Genomic DNA, 16,711 nt, shown 5'->3' with positions numbered 1-16,711 from the left:
GGCCGAGGTGGCACCGCGGTGCCACCTCGGCCGACCGGAGTGACGCTTCGACCTGCGTACCTGACGCCTCGGCCGACGCGGGTGACGCTTCGGCCGCCGGGGTCAGACGATCTTGCGCATCCAGCCGAAGGTGTCCTCGGCGCGACCGAACTGGATGTCGACGAGCTGCTTGCGGATGGTCTTCCAGACCTCGCCCTCGCCGGCGGAGGCGATGGAGCCGCCGCTGTGGACGAGCTCACCGACCGGGGTGACGACCGCGGCGGTGCCGCAGGCGAAGACCTCGGTGATCTCGCCGGACTCGACGCCGGCCTTCCACTCGTCGATGGCGAACTTGCGCTCCTCGACGGTGTAGCCGAGCTTGCCGGCGAGCTCGATGATGGAGGCGCGGGTGATCCCCTCGAGGATCGTGCCGGTCTCGGGGGTGACGATCCGGCCGTCGGCGTGGACGAAGTAGAGGTTCATGCCGCCGAGCTCCTCGACGTACTTGCCCTCCTGAGCGTCCAGGAACACCACCTGGTCGCAGCCCTTGGCCGAGGCCTCGGCCTGGGCGACCAGGGAGGAGGCGTAGTTGCCGCCGGTCTTGGCCGCGCCCATGCCCCCGCGGCCGGCGCGGGTGTAGTCCTCGGTGAGCCAGATCCGCACGGGCTTCACGCCGCCCTTGAAGTAGGAGCCGGCGGGCGAGGCGATGACCATGTACGTCACGTGCTGGGCCGGGCGCACGCCGAGGAACGACTCCGAGGCGAACATGAAGGGCCGCAGGTAGAGGCTCTTCTCATCGCTCTCGGATGCCTCCGGCACCCAGCGCTGATCGACCTTGACCAGGTCGAAGACGGTCTGCACGAAGTCCTCGATCTCGAGGACCGGCAGCGCGAGCCGCTCGCTGGAGCGGGCCATCCGGGCGGCGTTGGCCTCGGGCCGGAACGACCAGATCGAGCCGTCGGCGTGCCGGTAGGCCTTCATCCCCTCGAAGATCTCCTGGGCGTAGTGCAGCACGGCTGCCGACGGGTCCAGGCTGAGCGGTGCGTACGCCTCGATGCGACCGTTGTGCCAGCCCTGTTCGGGCGTCCACTCGACGGTGAGCATGTGATCGGTGAAATGGTTGCCGAAGCCTGGGTTCGCCAGGACCTCCGCGAGCTGCTTGTCGGTGGCCGGTTGGGTCGACAATGTGGTGCTGATCTCCATGACCATGAGATTAGTCCTGTTCTGCGAGTGCCGTACTAATGCGGGCGGGGTAAGTGATGAGGACAGACGAAGGGCCGGGCGCAGAATCTCTGCGCCCGGCCCCTTCGGGGTTGAGCGTCTAGCCGGCTACGCGGGCGGCGATCGCGTCGCCGACCTCGGAGGTCGTACGTGGCTGCGAACCGCGCTCGGAGAGGTCGGCGAGCACGGCGGCGTCGATGACGGCGGCAGCCTCGGGGTGGCCGAGGTGCTCGAGCAGAAGGGCCCCGGACAGGATGGCCGCGGTGGGGTCCGCCTTCTGCTGGCCGGCGATGTCGGGGGCGGAGCCGTGGACGGGCTCGAACATCGAGGGGAACTCGCGAGAGGAGTTGATGTTGCCGGAGGCGGCCAGGCCGATGCCGCCGGTGATGGCGGCGGCGAGGTCGGTGATGATGTCGCCGAAGATGTTGTCGGTGACGATCACGTCGAAACGCGACGGGTCGGTGGCGAGGAAGATCATCACCGCGTCGATGTGGAGGTAGTCCACGGTGACGTCGGGGAACTCCTCGGCGACCTGCTGGGTGATCCGCCACCACAGCGAGCCGGCGTTGACGAGCACGTTGGTCTTGTGGACCAGCGTCAGCTTCTTGCGCGGACGCGCCTGCGCACGGGCGAAGGCGTCGCGAACGACCCGCTCCACGCCGTAGGCGGTGTTGACCGAGGTCTCGGTGGCGACCTCGTGCGGGGTTCCGACCCGCATCGCGCCACCGTTGCCGGTGTAGAGGCCCTCGGTGCCCTCGCGCACGACCACGAAGTCGATCTCGCCCTTGCCCAGCACGTCGGCCGACAGCGGGGAGGTCGCCCCCGGGAAGAGCCGCGACGGGCGCAGGTTGACGTAGTGGTCGAGCTCGAAACGCAGCTTGAGCAGCAGCCCGCGCTCGAGGATGCCCGGAGGCAGGTTCGGGTCGTTGGGCTTGCCGCCGACCGCGCCGAGCAGGATCGCGTCCTGCTCCTTGATCTCGGCGAGAACGGACTCCGGAAGCACCTCACCGGTGGCGAGGTAGCGCTCGGCGCCGAGGTCGTATCGGGTCTGCTCGAACTTCACCGGAGAGACGATCTCGAGCACCTTGAGGGCCTCGGCGGTCACCTCCGGTCCGATGCCGTCGCCGGGGATCACTGCGAGGTTGGTCGTAGACATACGGCGAGACTAGTTGTCGTCGGGCAGCTGGCCGCCGTTGTCCCGCAGGTCGAGCGCCTGCTGGACCGCGGCGATGGTGTTCTCGACGCTGTGCGGGTTGTCGGGGTCGTGGCTCGCCGGGCCCCACTCACGGCCCCACTTGTTGAAATCGGCGGGGCTCTCGGGGTACATCGCGTACATGGCTTCTTCCTTCACACATCAGGGAAACAGAGGGTGTGGGAGAGAAGCCGGGGTCTTTAGAAGACGGAAGCCACCGCGACGAGGTGGCTTCTCCTGCGGTCGTTACCGCCGGGCCCCGTCGCGGCACTCGAGTACGAGAAAAATGCTCCGCATGGTGAACTGACGGTAACCCGAGATGTCCCTCACGTCATCGAATCTGGACCAAAGGTCCGACATCCGAGACACAGATGCGGGTATGTCGCCCGGACATCGGGAACACTGGTCCTGTGAGCGCACCTCCAGAGCTGCCAGACATCGTGACCCGCGCCTTCGACGTCTCCCGTCGCGCGGGCTATGTGTCGTTCTGCCGCAACGAGACCGGACGGCTGCTGGCGACCCTGGCTGCGACCCGAAGCGGCACCATGGCCGAGTTCGGCACCGGATGCGGGGTCGGCACCGCCTGGCTGCGCAGCGGCGTACGCGGCGACGCCGCCCACATCGTCTCCGCCGAGCTCGACGAGCATCTCGCCAAGGAGGCGGCCGAGATCTTCGCCGACGACGGGCAGGTCGAGGTGATCGCCGCCGACTGGGGCACCCTCCGCGACCGCGGCCCGTTCGCGCTGCTCTTCCTGGACGCCGAGACCCCCGGCGGGGTCTCCCCCGACCAGCTCTCCGACCTCGTCGAGGAGGGCGGCATCGTCGTCATCGACGACCTCATCCCCACCGACCTGTGGCCGCCGATCGTCTACGGCCGCGTCGACAGTCTGCGCGAGTCCTGGCTCACCGACGAGCGCTTCACCACCGTCGAGGTCATGGTCGCCCCCGACACCAGCGTCCTGCTCGCCACCAAGCGCTGAGCCTGCCGGGATGTTCGTCTAGGTATGCAGGTCAACCTGCACTTCCCGTGCGGAGCTCCACTAGGGAAGTGAGGGTTCGGCTGCATACCTAGACGAACATGCACCCGTACGTCAGCCGAAGAGCTCCTGCGCCAGGAAGTGCCCCGACTTCGGCGCGCGCGGGACGGCGAAGATCGCCGACCCGACGTGGGCGATGTACTCGTTGAGCAGATCGACGCGGCCGAGCTTGCGCTGCAGCTCGACGAAGGTCGCGGGGTCCTTCATGAAGGCGATGAAGAAGAGCCCTGCGTCGAGCTGACCGAGCGAGTTGAGCCCGTCGGTGAAGTTGTAGCCGCGGCGGAGGATCTTGGCTCCCCCGTTGTTCTCCGAGGCCGCCAGCGCAACGTGGGAGGTGGGGTCGATGACCGGCTTGCCGTCGCGTACGGCCTCGAAGTCCGGGGTGTCGAACTCCTTCGTGCCGCCCAGCGGCGCACCCTCGGCCTTGTCGCGGCCGATGGTGACGTGCTGGGTGTCGATGGTCGTGCCGTCCCACACCTCGATGTCCATGTTGATCTTGCGGGTGACCAGATAGCTGCCACCCCGCATCCACGCCGGCTCGTCCGCATCGGCGACCCAGACGAACTCGTCGAGCTCCTCCTCAGACTTGATGTTGCGGGTGCCGTCCTTGAGGCCCATCAGGTTGCGCGGCGTCTTCTGGCCCTTGCCCGCGGAGGCGCGACCGAAGCCGAGCACCGTCCAGCGGGTGGTGACCAGGCCGCGTCCGATCCGGATCAGGTCACGGATGGCGTGGTAGGCCACCTGCGGGTCGTCGGCGCAGGCCTGCAGGGCGAGATCGCCACCGCACAGCTCGGGATCGAGTTCGTCCGAGGGCAGCCGCGGGATCTCGGCGAGCAGCTTCGGGCCACGTCCGGCCAGCCCGAAGCGGTCGTCGAAGAGGCCGGGCCCGAGCCCGAGGGTGATGGTCAGCGAGGCCGGCGAGAGGTCGTACGCCTCCCCCGTGTCCTGCGGTACGCCGTTGCTGCGCGTCGGCTCGACGGAGCCGACCGGGTTGCCCTTCATCATCGTCGCCATGGCCGCCGACCAGCGCGCGAAGAGCACCTTCAGCTCCTCGGCGGTGGTGCCCTCGACGACGTCGAGGGACATGAAGACCAGGTGCCGCTGCGGCGGCGTGGCGATGCCGACCTGGTGGTCGCCGGTGTAGAAGTCGTACGCCTTGGAGAGGTCGAGCCCGTCGGAGGCCGAGGCCTCGGCGGGCGAGACGGCGCGGCCGCCGAGGAAGCCGACCGCCGCCCCGGCCGCGGCTCCTCCCCCGGCGCCGGCGAGGAGCCGGCGCCGAGAGAGGCCCTTGCCCTCGGTGGCCATCAGGCCGTCGCTGCCTTCTCCGCCAGCCGGCCGAGCACGTCCTGCAGGGACTGCACGGTCGCCGACAGCTTCTTGCCGTCGGAGGCCTTCAGCTCGGCGGTGTAGGCCCGGTAGCCGCCCAGGGCCTTCGGGTCCTGGTAGCCCGCGAGGTCGTCGGTCACCGCGGTGAAGCGGTCGTCGATCGTCTTGACCAGCTCGGCGTCGATCTTCTCCAGGCCCGGGCGCAGCGCGGCGTAGGCCTGCTGGGCGCCCTCGACGTTGTTGGCGAAGTCGACCAGGTCGATGTGGCTGTAGGCCTCCTCCTCGCCGGTGATCTTGCCCGACTGGACCTCCTCCAGCAGCGCGGCGGCACCGTTGGCGAGGTCCTCGGGCTTGAACTCCAGGGTCTTGCCGACCTCGGCGAGCTTGGTGACGTTGGTGACCAGGTCGGCGGCGTACTTCTTGGTCTGGTCGGTGATCTTCTTCGCCTCGAACAGGTCGCGCTCGACGGCGTGGAAGCCGCTCCAGCCGACCGCCTCGTCGAGGTTGGAGGCGCGCATGTCGATCAGGTAGTCGAGGTTGCCCTTGTTGTCGGTGGGGTCGAAGCCCTGCATCACGAAGCCCTCGACGTCGGACTCGATCTTCTCGTAAAAGGGACGGGCGTCGGCGTAGGCCTTCTGCGCGGCGGCGACGTCGCCGGAGTCGACGGCCTTCTGCAGCTCCTGGACACCGACGACCATCGCGTCGATCTGGGTGCGCACGTAGGTGGTGTAGTCCTCGGCCCCGGAGGCGAGCAGCTCGGCGGCGTCGCCCGTCGGCTCGGCCGCGGCCTCTCCGGTGACCTCGAAGGGAACCCGCTCCTCGGAGGCACCCGGGCAGTAGATCTCGTAGTCGCCACCACCGAGGGTGAGCGTGAAGGAGGCGCCGGGCAGGCCCGGGGCGAGGTTCTCCTTCTCGCCGAGGATCTTCTGGCCGTCCATCAGCTCGACCTCGGTGACCCCGGCGGCCGACTCGTTGGTGACCGTGAAGGTCACCGGCCCCGCTGCGGCGGTGTCGGTGTCGAGCTCGCAGACATCACCGTCGGAGCCACTGACCAGCTTCACCGCGACCTGGCTCGCGCCCTTCTTCGTCGGCACCGCCGAGTCGTCGGTTTCGCTGCCACAGGCAGCGAGGCCGGTCAGGGCCAGCGCGGTGAGTGCTGCAACGGAGATCGCCTTACGCGACATGGGTCGGACCTTTCACTGATGGCTCCTGGCGCCCTTCGCGGCCGGAGTCGTTGACGGCACGCGGCTCGGTGGCGCGGCCGGGTCTGCGCAGGGCCTGCCACAGCAGCAGCCCGGCGAGGACGATGAGGGCGACCGGCACCCAGTGCTTCCACAGCAGCCGGTCGTGGGCGGCGCGGTCCGCCTCGGCGATCTCCGCGGACAGGTTCTTCGCGTAGGTCTCCTCGACCTGCGGCGCGGCGCCGTCGACGGTGAACGTGCGCGGCGAGGTCAGCCCGCCGCCTTCGATCGTGAGCAGGAGCCTGCCGGTGGTGCGTACGTCGACCAGACCGCCGTCACGGCTCAGCACCGTGTGACGGGTGGTGTCGGTCCAGCGCGCCTGGTACGGGCCCGGAGCGGTGGCGAGGTTGAGGCCGACCGGGACCCGGTTGTCGGTGTGGGTCAGCAGCTCCTGCGCGGTGAGGGTGGCCGGCAGGTCGCCGGAGCCCTCCGCGTGCCAGGCGGTGTCGGCGTTGCCGGTGTGGCCGGTGGGGTTGCCGAGCTCGATCTTCTCGCTGTCCGCGGTCAAGGTCGCGCGGTCGCCGGAGACGGCCAGCGCCGCCGTACGTCCGTCCGCCAGCGGTGCCTCGCGAGGCACCTCGACGCTCGGCAGCGGGACGAGGACGAAGAGCGCGGCGGCGCCGGCCACGGCCGCGACGGCGCCGCCGATCCGCAGCCGACGCGCGAGCACGGTGCCCGGACGCAGGCGGGCGGGCAGGAGGAGCATCGCGAGCATCGGCACCAGGTAGGCGAGCCAGCCGAACACCTCGATCACCCTCGGGTCGGCGGGGACACCGAGGATCCCGGTGATCACCGCCGAGCGCACCGAGCCGTTGGGGATCAGCCAGGACAGGTCGACGGTGCGGCCCTGGCCGACCGTGACCCAGCCCGCCTCGTGTCCGGTGCGCAGCGCGAACATCACCAGACCGGCCGCGACGAAGACCAGGAACACACCCGTGACCTGGAAGAACATCTTCAGGTTGAGGCGTAGGCCACCGGCGTAGATCCCCCAGCCGAGCCCGATCGCGATGGCCAGCCCGAGCAGGGCGCCGAGGATCGCGGCGGGCGCACTGGTGGCGTTCTGGATCGTGGCGAGCAGGAACACCGAGGTCTCGAAGCCCTCACGCAGCACTGCCAGGAAGCCCATCAGCGCCATTGCGGTCATCGTGCCCGCGCCCAGCGCCGCGGCGGCCGCCTGCTCGAGCTCGCCCTTCAGCGTGCGGGCGTGAGAGTGCATCCAGCGGATCATCCCCGTCACGAAGACGATGGCGATCACGCCGATCACGCACTCGAGCATCTCCTGCTGCCGCTGCGGCAGCGCCTGCTCGAGGAGCCGCAGCGCGACCCCGACGGCGATGCTGAGCCCGATGCCGGCTCCGACACCGACCCACAGCCCGCGCAGCGGGGCGCCGTTGCGGCGCAGGAAGGTGGCGATGATCGACACGATCAGCGCGGCCTCGAGTCCCTCGCGCAGGCCGATGACGAACGTTGGCAGCATGATCGCAGCGTAACGTTAGGCAAGCCTCACCTTGTACCCCGGGACCGAGATTTGTCTCGGGTCAGATCGCGCAGCCGTCCGGACCGCAGGCGTCGCCGTTGCCGTCGCCGAGGAGCGTGAGCGCGGGCTTGGTCTCGGCGTGCACCTTCTCCAGGAGCTGGCTGAACAGGTCGGCCGGCTGGGCGCCGGAGACGCCGTACTTTCCTTCCACGACGTAGAACGGCACCCCGGTCGCGCCGTAGGCGCGGGCCTGGTCGATGTCGGCCTGTACGTCGCCGGCGAACTCGTCGCTCGCGAGCACCTCGTCCACCCGGCCGGCGTCGAGACCGACGTTCACCGCGGCCTGCTTCAGGACGGCGTGGTCGCCCATCGACTCACCACGGGTGAAGTACGCCGCGAGCAGCTCCTCCTTGAGCACCGCCTGCTTGCCCTCGGCCTTGGCCAGGTGGAGCAGCCGGTGGGCGTCGATGGTGCGCGCGTGCGGGGTGTCCTCGTGACGGAACTCGAGCCCGGCCGCGGCGGCAGGCACGTTGGCCTGCTTCATCAGCTCGCGGGCCTGGTCGACGGAGGCGCCGAACTTCTTCGCCAGAGCCTCGACCGTGGTCTCGACCGGCACCTGCGGCGCGCTCGGGTCGAGCTCGAAGGAGTGGTAGACGATCTCGACGTCGTCGCTGTGCTCGAAGCGCTCCAGGGCTTCCTCGAGATGGCGCTTGCCGATGTAGCACCAGGGGCAGACAACGTCGGACCAGACATCAATACGCATGCCATCGGAACGTTTGGTTCGGTACGAAACATTCCGCAACGGACCGATCTACCCCGAGATGGTCTCAGGGGAGATCAGGGGAAGCGCCAGGAACCCACCAGGGATCTTCCAGGGGTCTGCCGGACGCGCGCGGGGGCCGTCTCGGGCGAGGCTCGGAGCATGATCCAGATCGATGCCCTCTCCAAGAGGTACGGCAGGTTCACGGCCGTCGACAACGTGACCTTCACCGCCGAGCCCGGCCGGGTGACCGGCTTCCTCGGCCCCAACGGCGCCGGTAAATCCACGACCATGCGGATCCTGGTCGGACTCACCGATCCGTCCTCCGGCAGCGCGCACCTCCTCGGCCGCCACTTCTCCCAGCTGCCCAACCCCGGTCGCGAGGTCGGGGTGCTGCTGGACGCCTCCGCCCAGCACGGTGGGCGCACCGGCCGCGAGATCCTCACCCTGGCCGCCCGCACCATGGGGCTGCCGAAGGCCAGCGTCGCCGAGACCCTCGATCGGGTCAGCCTGACCGAGGAGGAGGCCGGGCGTCGCGTACGCAACTACTCCCTCGGGATGCGGCAGCGGCTCGGGATCGCGACGGCTCTGATCGGGGACCCCGAGGTGCTGATCCTCGACGAGCCGGCCAACGGCCTCGACCCGGCCGGCATCCGCTGGATGCGCGACCTGCTGCGCGGCTTCGCCGACGACGGCGGCACCGTGCTGCTCTCCTCGCACCTGCTGCACGAGATCGAGGTGATCGCCGACGACATCGTGGTCATCGGCAACGGCCGCATCGTGGCGCAGGGCACCAAGCAGGAGCTGCTCAACAGCGGCGAGACGTACGCCCGTTCCAGCGATCCCACCTCGCTCGGCCGGGCGCTCCAGCGGGCCGGCCACACCGCCGAGATCACCACCGAGGGCGCCGTCCGTAGCGATGCCGACCTCACCACCGTCGGCCAGATCGCCTTCGACGCCGGGCTGGTGCTGAGCGAGCTCCGCACCGCCGACGGCGCCGGCCTGGAGGAGATGTTCCTCCAGCTCACCGCCGAGACCCAGCGCGACCACCTCCAGACCCCGGAAAGAGAAGCAGCATGACCACCACGACCATCGCCCCGGAGCCGGTCAACCCGGCTGCCGTACGCCGCCGCGAACGGGCCGTGCCCGCTCCGATCCCCTTCGGCCGGATCGCCGGCATCGAGCTGCGCAAGATGTTCGACACCCGCTCGGGGTTCTGGCTGATGGCCAGCCTGGTCGTGCTCTCCCTGGCCGCGACCGCGGTGACGATCATCTTCGTCGACTCCGACAACCTCGACTACGAGGGCTTCGCCAGTGCCTGGGGTATGCCGATGTCGGTGGTCCTGCCGATGATCGCGGTGCTCGCGGTCACCAGCGAGTGGAGCGCCCGCAGCGCCCTGACCACCTTCACCCTGGTCCCCGGCCGCGGCCGCGTCATCGCCGCGAAGGCGCTGGTCACCGCCGTCGTGGGCGTGGTCGCCATCGCGGTCGCGGCGGCCGTCGGAGCGCTCGGCTACCTCGGCGTGGCAGCGGTCATGGATCTCGACCCGGTGTGGAACATCTCCTTCACCGAGCTCGCCCAGGTGACCCTGGCCAGCGAGATCGGCATGTTCATGGGCTTCATGCTCGGAACGGTCTTCCGCAGCTCGCCGGCCGCGATCGTGGCGTACTTCGTCTACGCCCTCGTCCTCCCCGGCGTCTCCTCGGCGCTCGCCTCGACGAACACCTGGTGGGCCGAGCACGCCACCTGGTTCGACCTCAACTGGGCGACCATGAACCTCTACTCCGAGATGACCGACAAGATGTGGGCCCAGCTGGCCGTCGCCGGCCTGATCTGGCTGGTCGTCCCGATGCTGATCGGCCTCCGCCTGGTCCTCAAGTCCGAGGTCAAGTAACCCGCCGAGTCGGCGCAAAAAACCAGAAATCCCGCCGAGTCGGCGCGTTATAACGCGCCGACTCGGCGGGATTTTCCGTCAGTTCGCGCCGACTCGGCACAAACCGAGGGGATCAGCGGGCGGCGCTGCCCGAGCGACCCTTCGGGCCGCTGGGTCGCTTGCTCGGCGAACGAGCCAACGCTCGCTGGCGCTCGCGAGCTCGTTACCTCGCTGCGCTCCCCTCGGTGTAGTCGTCGTCGGACTGGCTCCACGAGAAGTGGGCGCGCAGGGCCTTGCCGGTGGCCTCGATCGGGTGACCGGCCTCCTCCTCGCGCAGCTTCTGGAACTCGGCGGCACCGTTGTCCTGGTCGGCGATGAAGCGGGCGGCGAAGGAGCCGTCCTGGATCTCGGCGAGCACCTGCTGCATGGTCTCCTTGACCTGCGGGCCGATGACGCGCGGGCCGGAGACGTAGTCGCCGTACTCAGCGGTGTCGGAGATCGACCAGCGCTGCTTGGCGATGCCGCCCTCCCACATCAGGTCCACGATGAGCTTGAGCTCGTGGAGCACCTCGAAGTAGGCGATCTCGGGCTGGTAGCCGGCCTCGGTCAGCGTCTCGAACCCGGCCTGGACCAGGTGGGACACGCCGCCGCAGAGCACGGCCTGCTCGCCGAAGAGATCGGTCTCGGTCTCCTCGGTGAAGGTCGTCTTGATGACACCGGCGCGGGTGCCACCGATGCCCTTGGCGTACGACTTCGCGAGGTCCCACGCGGAGCCGGAGGCGTCCTGCTCGACGGCGATGATGTCCGGGATGCCGCGGCCGGCGACGTACTCACGACGCACCGTGTGGCCCGGGGCCTTCGGGGCGACCAGGATCACGTCGACGCCCTCGGGCGCCTTGATGTAGCCGAAGCGCACGTTGAAGCCGTGGCCGAAGACGAGGGTCTTGCCGGCGGTCACGTGGGGCGCGAGCTGGTCGTTGTAGAGACCGCGCTGGTGCTGGTCGGGGGCGAGGATGACGATCACGTCGGCCTCGGCGGCGGCGTCGGCCGGCGCGAGGACCTTGAAGCCCTCCTCCTCGGCCTTCGGGGTCGACTTCGAGCCGGGCTGCAGGCCGATGCGCACGTCCACACCGGAGTCACGCAGGTTGAGCGCGTGGGCGTGGCCCTGGCTGCCGTAGCCGATGACGGCAACCTTCTTCGCCTGGATCAGCGCGAGGTCGGCGTCGTCGTCGTAGAAAATCTCAGCCACGAGGGCTTCTCCTTTAGTTGTGTTTGATAGGGGTTCAGACCGCGGAAGGCGGAGCGGGCACAGCCACGGATCGCAGGCTGCGCTCGGAGATCGACCGGGAACCGCGACCCATGCCGACCATGCCGGACTGGGAGAGCTCACGGATGCCGAAGGGCTCGATGACCCGGAGGAAGTCGTTGAGCTTGCCGGTGTTGCCGGCGAGCTGGACGATGACGGTGTCGGTGGACACGTCGACGACCTTGGCACGGAAGAGCTGGATGGTGTCGAGCACCTGGCTGCGGGTCTCCGTGGTGGCGGCGATCTTGACCAGCATGAGGGCGCGCTGGACGCGCGACTCAGGCTCGAGCTCGACGATCTTGATCACCTCGACCAGCTTGTTGAGCTGCTTGGTGACCTGCTCGAGGGGGGTGTTCTCGAGATTGACCACGACCGTCATGCGGGAGACCTCGTCGTGCTCGGTCGGTCCCACCGCGAGGGATTCGATGTTGAAGCCACGGCGCGAGAAGAGCGCGGCCACGCGGGCCAGGACGCCGGGCTTGTTCTCGACCAGGACGCTCAGCGTGTGCTTGCCGCCGGTCTTCACGGGCTGGATGCTCATCAGAGGTCGTCCTCGTCGAACTCGGGCGCGAGGTCGCGCGCGTACTGGATGTCATCGTTGGAGGAGCCCGAGGGGACCATCGGCCACACCATGGCGTCCTTGTTGACCCGGAAGTCGACGACGACGGGCATGTCGTTGATCTCCATGGCCTTCTCGATGGTGGCATCGACGTCGTCGGCGGAGTCGCAGGCCAGGCCGACGCAGCCCATCGCCTCGGCCAGCTTCGGGAAGTCGGGGATCCGCTTGGGCTGGCCGTGGGACTGCAGATTGGTGTTGGAGTAGCGCTCGCCGTAGAAGAGCGTCTGCCACTGGCGCACCATGCCGAGGTTGTCGTTGTTGATGATCGCGACCTTGATCGGGATGCCCTCGATCGCGCAGGTGGCGAGCTCCTGGTTGGTCATCTGGAAGCAGCCGTCGCCGTCGATCGACCACACGGTGGAGTCCGGGCAGCCGACCTTCGCGCCCATCGCGGCCGGGACGGAGTACCCCATCGTGCCGAGGCCACCGGAGTTGATCCAGGTGTTGGGGTGCTCGTAGCCGATGAACTGCGCGGCCCACATCTGGTGCTGGCCGACGCCGGCGGTGAAGATCGTGTCCTCGCCGGAGATCTTGCCGAGCCGCTCGATGACGTATTGCGGCGAGAGGCCCTCGGCAGGAAGGTCGTACCCGAGCGGGTACTTCTTCTTGATCCCGGCCACGAAGGCGATCCAGCCTTCGTAGTCGCCCTCCTTGCCGGCCTCCTTCTCCGCGGTGAGCACCGCGATCAGGTCGGTGAGGACCTCACGCACGTCGCCCACGATCGGGACGTCGGCGTAGCGGTTCTTGCCGATTTCGGCCGGGTCGATGTCGGCGTGGATCACCTTCGCCCCCGGGGCGAAGGAGTCCAGGTTGCCGGTGACGCGGTCGTCGAAGCGGGCACCGAGGCTGATGAGCAGGTCGGACTTCTGCAGGCCGGCGTTCGCGGCGACGGTGCCGTGCATGCCCGGCATCCCCAGGTGCTGCGGGTGGGAGTCGGGGAAGGCGCCGCGCGCCATCAGGGTGGTCACGACCGGGATCCCGGTGAGCGTGGCCAGCTGCAGGAGCTCGCGGTGGGCACCGGAGCGGATCGTGCCGCCACCGACGTACAGGACAGGCTTCTTGGCCTCCAGCATCAGGCGCGCCGCCTCGCGGATCTGCTTGGCGTGCGGCCTGGTCACCGGGCGGTAGCCCGGCAGGTGGAGCTCGGTCGGCCACCGGTAGGTGGTGGTGGCCTGCAACGCCGACTTGGTGACGTCGACGAGGACCGGACCCGGCCTTCCGGAGGAGGCGAGGTGGAAGGCCTCAGCGACCCGCAGCGGGATCTCCGCCGGGTCGGTGATGAGGAAGCTGTGCTTGGTGACCGGCATCGTGATGCCGCGGATGTCCGCCTCCTGGAAGGCGTCGGTGCCGATCATCGCCGCGCCGACCTGGCCGGTGATGGCCACCATCGGCACGGAGTCCATGTTGGCGTCGGCGAGCGGGGTGACCAGGTTGGTCGCGCCCGGGCCGCTGGTCGCCATGCAGACCCCGACCTTGCCGGTCGCGGCGGCGTAGCCCTGGGCGGCGTGGCCGGCGCCCTGCTCGTGACGTACGAGGATGTGGCGGATCTTCGAGTCCATCAGCGGGTCGTACGCCGGGAGGATCGCTCCTCCCGGAATGCCGAAGATGTTCTCGGCCCCCGCTGCTTCCAGCGACTTGATCAGGCTCTGCGCGCCTGTCATCTGCTCGCTCATGTCCGCCGTCCTACTCATCAGAGCTGTCTACTCATGGGTGTCTCGTACATCTGGTTGTGCAACAAAAAACCCTCCGGCCCGGCGGGCAACGGAGGGAGACGCGTCGTCTGGGGCCAGTGGCTCCTAGGCGACGCGCCTGATAAGTACGAGAATGCTGTTCAGCATGCACACACGTTAACCCCAGGTGTCGCGCCGTGTCACCTCACCCTATCGCGCGTCCCATGATCTGAGATCACCGTCCCAGTATCTGTCAGTCGTTCGGCTGCGTCGGATCTCAGGGTTCTCACCGAGGCGACCGGACCTGGCGGATCGCTAGCCTGGACGTACCTGTGGATCTCGGGTCTCTCTGCCCTGTGGAGGCAACGATGTCGACCGACGAGAAGCACGGATCCGCGTGGCTGCCGCCGCGCTGGTTCATCCGCGCCGCGTGGTGGTTCCACCGCCGGCTGTACGCCGCGGGCGGAGCGCGCTTCCTGCGCCGCCCCCGCCCGGACCGCGCCGGCATGCTCCGGCTGACCACGGTCGGGCGCCGCACCGGACAGGAACGCTCGGTGATCCTGTCCTACGTCCCCGACGGGTCGGCCTACGTGACCCTGGCGATGAACGGCTGGGCCGACCCGCCGCCCGCCTGGTGGCTCAACCTGAAGGCCCGGCCCGAAGCCCTGGCCGAGACCGTCGACGGGCCACGCCAGGTGCGGGCCCGCGAGGCCACCGGGCCCGAGCGCGAGCGGCTGTGGGCGCTGCTCGCGGCCGCCGACGACGGCTGGGGCGAGCTCGACGACTTCGCCGCCCGGCGCTCGCACCAGACTCCCGTGGTGGTCCTGGAGGTCACCGAGCCGTCGTCGTGACCTCGGCGGGCTACCCCTGACCGAGGCCGAGGCGCTCGCGCAGGAAGGTCCAGGCGAACGCGGAGAGATGGGCCGACTGGGCGTTGTTGGCCGCACCGCCGTGGCCACCCTCGATGTTCTCGTAGTAGGTGACGTCCTTGCCGGTGGCTGCCAGGAGCGCGGCCATCTTGCGGGCGTGGCCGGGGTGGACGCGGTCGTCCTTGGTGGAGGTGGTCAGCAGGACCGGCGGGTAGGTCCTGGAGCCGTCGAGCAGGTGGTAGGGCGAGAAGGTCCGGATGAACTCCCACTCCTCCGGCACGTCCGGGTCGCCGTACTCGGCCATCCAGCTCGCACCGGCGAGGAGGTGGGAGTAGCGCTTCATGTCCAGCAGCGGCACCTGGATCACGACGGCACCGAACAGCTCGGGGTAGAGGGTGAGCATGTTGCCCGTCAGCAGCCCGCCGTTGGAGCCGCCCTGGATCCCGAGGTGGGCCGCGTCGGTCACGCCGGTCTCGACGAGGTGGCGGGCGACGGCGGCGAAGTCCTCGTAGGCCTTGTGCCGGTTCTCCTTCAGCGCCGCCTGGTGCCAGGCCGGGCCGTACTCCCCTCCCCCGCGGATGTTGGCGACGACGTAGACGCCGCCCTCGCTGAGCCAGGACCGGCCGACACCGGCGGAGTAGCCCGGCGTCATCGGGATCTCGAAACCGCCGTAGCCGTAGAGCAGGGTCGGTGCCGCGCTGCTGCCGTCGAGGGCGGCGTCGGAGCCGACGATGAAGTAGGGGATCCGGGTGCCGTCGGCGGAGGTGGCGAAGCGCTGCTCGGCGCGGAGCCCCGCGGTGTCGAACCAGGCCGGCGCCGACTTGAGCGGCTCGATCGTCTCGGCGCCGATGGTGGTCAGGCCGTACGTCGTCGGGGTGAGGTAACCACTGGTGACGACCCAGACCTCGTCCGACTCGACGGCGTCGACGGCACGGGTGCCGACCGCGGCCACCGGGTCGGTCGCCGGGAACTCGGATCGTGTCCACTCGCCCGAGGCGGACGGGGTGAGCACATGGAGCTGGTTCTTGACGTCCTCGAACACGTTCACGACGAGGTGGTTGCGGGTCCAGGTCGCCCCGGCGAGCGAGGTCTTCGCGGTGGGCTCGAAGAGCACGGTGAGGTCGCGCTCCCCGGCCAGGAACCGGTCGGCCTCGATCGCGAGCAGCGAGCCGGCGGCGTACGTCTTCTGCTTCGGGGTCCACTCCTCGCGGAGCTCGATGACCAGCCACTCGCGGTGGAAGCCGGCCTCGGCGGAGTCGGGGATGTCGAGCTTGGTGAGGGTCTGCTCGGGGGTGCCGGGGTCGGTGGCGACGTACGTCTCGGACCTGTAGAAGGCGATCGAGCGGCTGACCAGGTCGCGCTCGAAGCCGGGAGTGTGGATGTGCCGGGCGGAGATGTACATGTCCTCGTCGGTGCCCTCGTAGACCACCGCCGCGTCCTCGAACGGGGTGCCGCGGCGCCACAGCTTCACGATGCGCGGGTAGCCGCTCGGGGTCAACGATCCCTCGCCGAAGTCGGTGAAGACGTAGACCGCGTCGGGGCCGCACCACGACAGCGCGCCCTTGGCACCGCCCTGCTCGACGGCGCGGGTGAAGCCGCCCTCGGCCGGGCTCACGAAGTCCTTCGTGACCAGGTCGAACTCCCGGGTCACGTCGGCGTCCGAGCCGCCCGGGGAGAGGTCGACGAGCACCTTGCGCCAGGGCTCGCCGGGCTCGGGCCGGAGCACCGAGGCGCCGTGCCAGACCCAGCTCTCGCCCTCGTCGGCGGCGAGCGCGTCGAGGTCGAGCAGGATCTCCCACTCGGGGTCGTCGGTGCGGTAGGACTCCGGCGTGGTGCGCCGCCAGATGCCGCGCTCGTGGTCGGCGTCGCGCCAGAAGTTGTAGAGGTGCTCACCGAGGCGCGAGACCTCGGGCACCCGGTCGTCGGAGTCGAGCACCTCGAGGATCTGAGCCTCGATTCTCGCGAACACCGGATCGGCGCCGACGCTTGCGTGCGCCTCCTCGTTGCGCGCCCGCACCCAGGCCAGCGCCTCGGCCCCTTCGACCTCCTCCAGCCAACCGAACGGGTCCTCTCCAGCGGGGTCGAGGGGGGTCACGATCGTCAGCTCAGAGGTCATGCCGGAAGGCTACTTCGCGGTGTG

The 16,711-nt window shown here is 69.3% G+C and carries 15 protein-coding genes; 4 read left to right on the top strand and 11 right to left on the bottom strand.

What is annotated here, in order from left to right:
* Positions 1-102: 102 nt before the first annotated feature.
* The 3 genes from ABZ796_RS23185 to ABZ796_RS23175 all read right to left on the bottom strand — a co-directional run bounded on the left by ABZ796_RS23185 (position 103) and on the right by ABZ796_RS23175 (position 2,536).
* The gene (locus tag ABZ796_RS23185; protein ID WP_357340122.1) at positions 103-1,188 is read right to left on the bottom strand and encodes a branched-chain amino acid aminotransferase; all 1,086 of its coding nucleotides are present in this window, start codon (positions 1,186-1,188) and stop codon (positions 103-105) included.
* Between the two features lie 112 nt (positions 1,189-1,300).
* Positions 1,301-2,356, bottom strand: coding sequence for a 3-isopropylmalate dehydrogenase (locus ABZ796_RS23180; RefSeq protein ID WP_357340121.1), 1,056 nt, complete (start codon positions 2,354-2,356; stop codon positions 1,301-1,303).
* A gap of 9 nt (positions 2,357-2,365) precedes the next feature.
* On the bottom strand, positions 2,366-2,536 hold the full coding sequence (locus tag ABZ796_RS23175; RefSeq protein ID WP_357340119.1) for a hypothetical protein: 171 nt from the start codon (positions 2,534-2,536) through the stop codon (positions 2,366-2,368).
* A 266-nt stretch (positions 2,537-2,802) separates the two neighbouring features.
* Between ABZ796_RS23175 and ABZ796_RS23170 the strand changes: the two genes are divergently transcribed.
* On the top strand, positions 2,803-3,372 hold the full coding sequence (locus tag ABZ796_RS23170) for a class I SAM-dependent methyltransferase (protein ID WP_357340118.1): 570 nt from the start codon (positions 2,803-2,805) through the stop codon (positions 3,370-3,372).
* A gap of 111 nt (positions 3,373-3,483) precedes the next feature.
* Here the strand turns inward: ABZ796_RS23170 and efeB are convergent, their stop codons facing one another.
* From efeB to ABZ796_RS23150, 4 genes are all read right to left on the bottom strand, one after another.
* The gene (gene efeB, locus ABZ796_RS23165; protein WP_357340117.1) at positions 3,484-4,734 is read right to left on the bottom strand and encodes an iron uptake transporter deferrochelatase/peroxidase subunit; all 1,251 of its coding nucleotides are present in this window, start codon (positions 4,732-4,734) and stop codon (positions 3,484-3,486) included.
* On the bottom strand, positions 4,734-5,939 hold the full coding sequence (efeO, locus tag ABZ796_RS23160) for an iron uptake system protein EfeO (RefSeq protein ID WP_357340115.1): 1,206 nt from the start codon (positions 5,937-5,939) through the stop codon (positions 4,734-4,736). Before efeO ends, efeB begins: the two co-directional genes overlap by 1 nt.
* Entirely contained in the window at positions 5,929-7,473 is a 1,545-nt protein-coding gene (gene efeU, locus ABZ796_RS23155; RefSeq protein WP_357340113.1) for an iron uptake transporter permease EfeU, read from the bottom strand. The genes efeO and efeU overlap by 11 nt, the downstream gene beginning before the upstream one ends.
* Positions 7,474-7,534: 61 nt before the next feature.
* On the bottom strand, positions 7,535-8,236 hold the full coding sequence (locus ABZ796_RS23150; RefSeq protein ID WP_357340111.1) for a DsbA family oxidoreductase: 702 nt from the start codon (positions 8,234-8,236) through the stop codon (positions 7,535-7,537).
* Positions 8,237-8,395: 159 nt separating this feature from the next.
* Here ABZ796_RS23150 and ABZ796_RS23145 point away from each other — a divergent pair, with 159 nt between their 5' ends.
* Positions 8,396-9,313 (top strand): ATP-binding cassette domain-containing protein, encoded by a 918-nt coding sequence (locus tag ABZ796_RS23145; protein WP_357340109.1) that lies wholly within the window; start codon positions 8,396-8,398, stop codon positions 9,311-9,313.
* Complete coding sequence (locus tag ABZ796_RS23140; RefSeq protein WP_357340107.1) at positions 9,310-10,128, top strand: ABC transporter permease; 819 nt, start codon at positions 9,310-9,312, stop codon at positions 10,126-10,128. The genes ABZ796_RS23145 and ABZ796_RS23140 overlap by 4 nt, the downstream gene beginning before the upstream one ends.
* A gap of 202 nt (positions 10,129-10,330) precedes the next feature.
* Here ABZ796_RS23140 and ilvC read toward each other — a convergent pair whose 3' ends face one another.
* The 3 genes from ilvC to ABZ796_RS23125 are packed head-to-tail and all read right to left on the bottom strand — an operon-like array spanning position 10,331 to position 13,705.
* Positions 10,331-11,356, bottom strand: a complete 1,026-nt coding sequence (ilvC, locus tag ABZ796_RS23135; RefSeq protein ID WP_160024591.1) for a ketol-acid reductoisomerase — start codon at positions 11,354-11,356, stop codon at positions 10,331-10,333.
* A 34-nt stretch (positions 11,357-11,390) separates the two neighbouring features.
* Positions 11,391-11,954: an acetolactate synthase small subunit gene (gene ilvN / locus ABZ796_RS23130; RefSeq protein WP_357340105.1), complete on the bottom strand. Its 564-nt coding sequence runs from the start codon at positions 11,952-11,954 to the stop codon at positions 11,391-11,393.
* A complete protein-coding gene (locus ABZ796_RS23125; RefSeq protein ID WP_357340103.1) occupies positions 11,954-13,705 on the bottom strand; it encodes an acetolactate synthase large subunit in 1,752 nt (583 codons plus the stop codon). The genes ilvN and ABZ796_RS23125 overlap by 1 nt, the downstream gene beginning before the upstream one ends.
* Positions 13,706-14,070: 365 nt before the next feature.
* Here ABZ796_RS23125 and ABZ796_RS23120 point away from each other — a divergent pair, with 365 nt between their 5' ends.
* Positions 14,071-14,553: a nitroreductase/quinone reductase family protein gene (locus ABZ796_RS23120; protein ID WP_357340101.1), complete on the top strand. Its 483-nt coding sequence runs from the start codon at positions 14,071-14,073 to the stop codon at positions 14,551-14,553.
* A gap of 10 nt (positions 14,554-14,563) precedes the next feature.
* Here ABZ796_RS23120 and ABZ796_RS23115 read toward each other — a convergent pair whose 3' ends face one another.
* Complete coding sequence (locus ABZ796_RS23115; RefSeq protein ID WP_357340100.1) at positions 14,564-16,687, bottom strand: prolyl oligopeptidase family serine peptidase; 2,124 nt, start codon at positions 16,685-16,687, stop codon at positions 14,564-14,566.
* Positions 16,688-16,711: the final 24 nt, after the last annotated feature.

It is taken from the genome of Nocardioides sp. NPDC047086 (assembly GCF_040643685.1).
Lineage (GTDB): Bacteria > Actinomycetota > Actinomycetes > Propionibacteriales > Nocardioidaceae > Nocardioides.
The sequence above is the reverse complement of the archived record's forward strand: the minus strand, read 5'-3'. Positions and strand labels throughout refer to the sequence as shown.

Bases quoted from the DNA above. Each gene is read 5' to 3' on its own strand.
- ABZ796_RS23185 (WP_357340122.1), bottom strand. From the start codon at position 1,188: ATGGTCATGGAGATCAGCACCACATTGTCGACCCAACCGGCCACCGAC.
- ABZ796_RS23180 (WP_357340121.1), bottom strand. From the start codon at position 2,356: ATGTCTACGACCAACCTCGCAGTGATCCCCGGCGACGGCATCGGACCG.
- ABZ796_RS23175 (WP_357340119.1), bottom strand. From the start codon at position 2,536: ATGTACGCGATGTACCCCGAGAGCCCCGCCGATTTCAACAAGTGGGGC.
- efeB (WP_357340117.1), bottom strand. From the start codon at position 4,734: ATGGCCACCGAGGGCAAGGGCCTCTCTCGGCGCCGGCTCCTCGCCGGC.
- efeO (WP_357340115.1), bottom strand. From the start codon at position 5,939: ATGTCGCGTAAGGCGATCTCCGTTGCAGCACTCACCGCGCTGGCCCTG.
- efeU (WP_357340113.1), bottom strand. From the start codon at position 7,473: ATGCTGCCAACGTTCGTCATCGGCCTGCGCGAGGGACTCGAGGCCGCG.
- ABZ796_RS23150 (WP_357340111.1), bottom strand. From the start codon at position 8,236: ATGCGTATTGATGTCTGGTCCGACGTTGTCTGCCCCTGGTGCTACATC.
- ABZ796_RS23145 (WP_357340109.1), top strand. From the start codon at position 8,396: ATGATCCAGATCGATGCCCTCTCCAAGAGGTACGGCAGGTTCACGGCC.
- ABZ796_RS23140 (WP_357340107.1), top strand. From the start codon at position 9,310: ATGACCACCACGACCATCGCCCCGGAGCCGGTCAACCCGGCTGCCGTA.
- ilvN (WP_357340105.1), bottom strand. From the start codon at position 11,954: ATGAGCATCCAGCCCGTGAAGACCGGCGGCAAGCACACGCTGAGCGTC.
- ABZ796_RS23125 (WP_357340103.1), bottom strand. From the start codon at position 13,705: ATGAGCGAGCAGATGACAGGCGCGCAGAGCCTGATCAAGTCGCTGGAA.
- ABZ796_RS23120 (WP_357340101.1), top strand. From the start codon at position 14,071: ATGTCGACCGACGAGAAGCACGGATCCGCGTGGCTGCCGCCGCGCTGG.
- ABZ796_RS23115 (WP_357340100.1), bottom strand. From the start codon at position 16,687: ATGACCTCTGAGCTGACGATCGTGACCCCCCTCGACCCCGCTGGAGAG.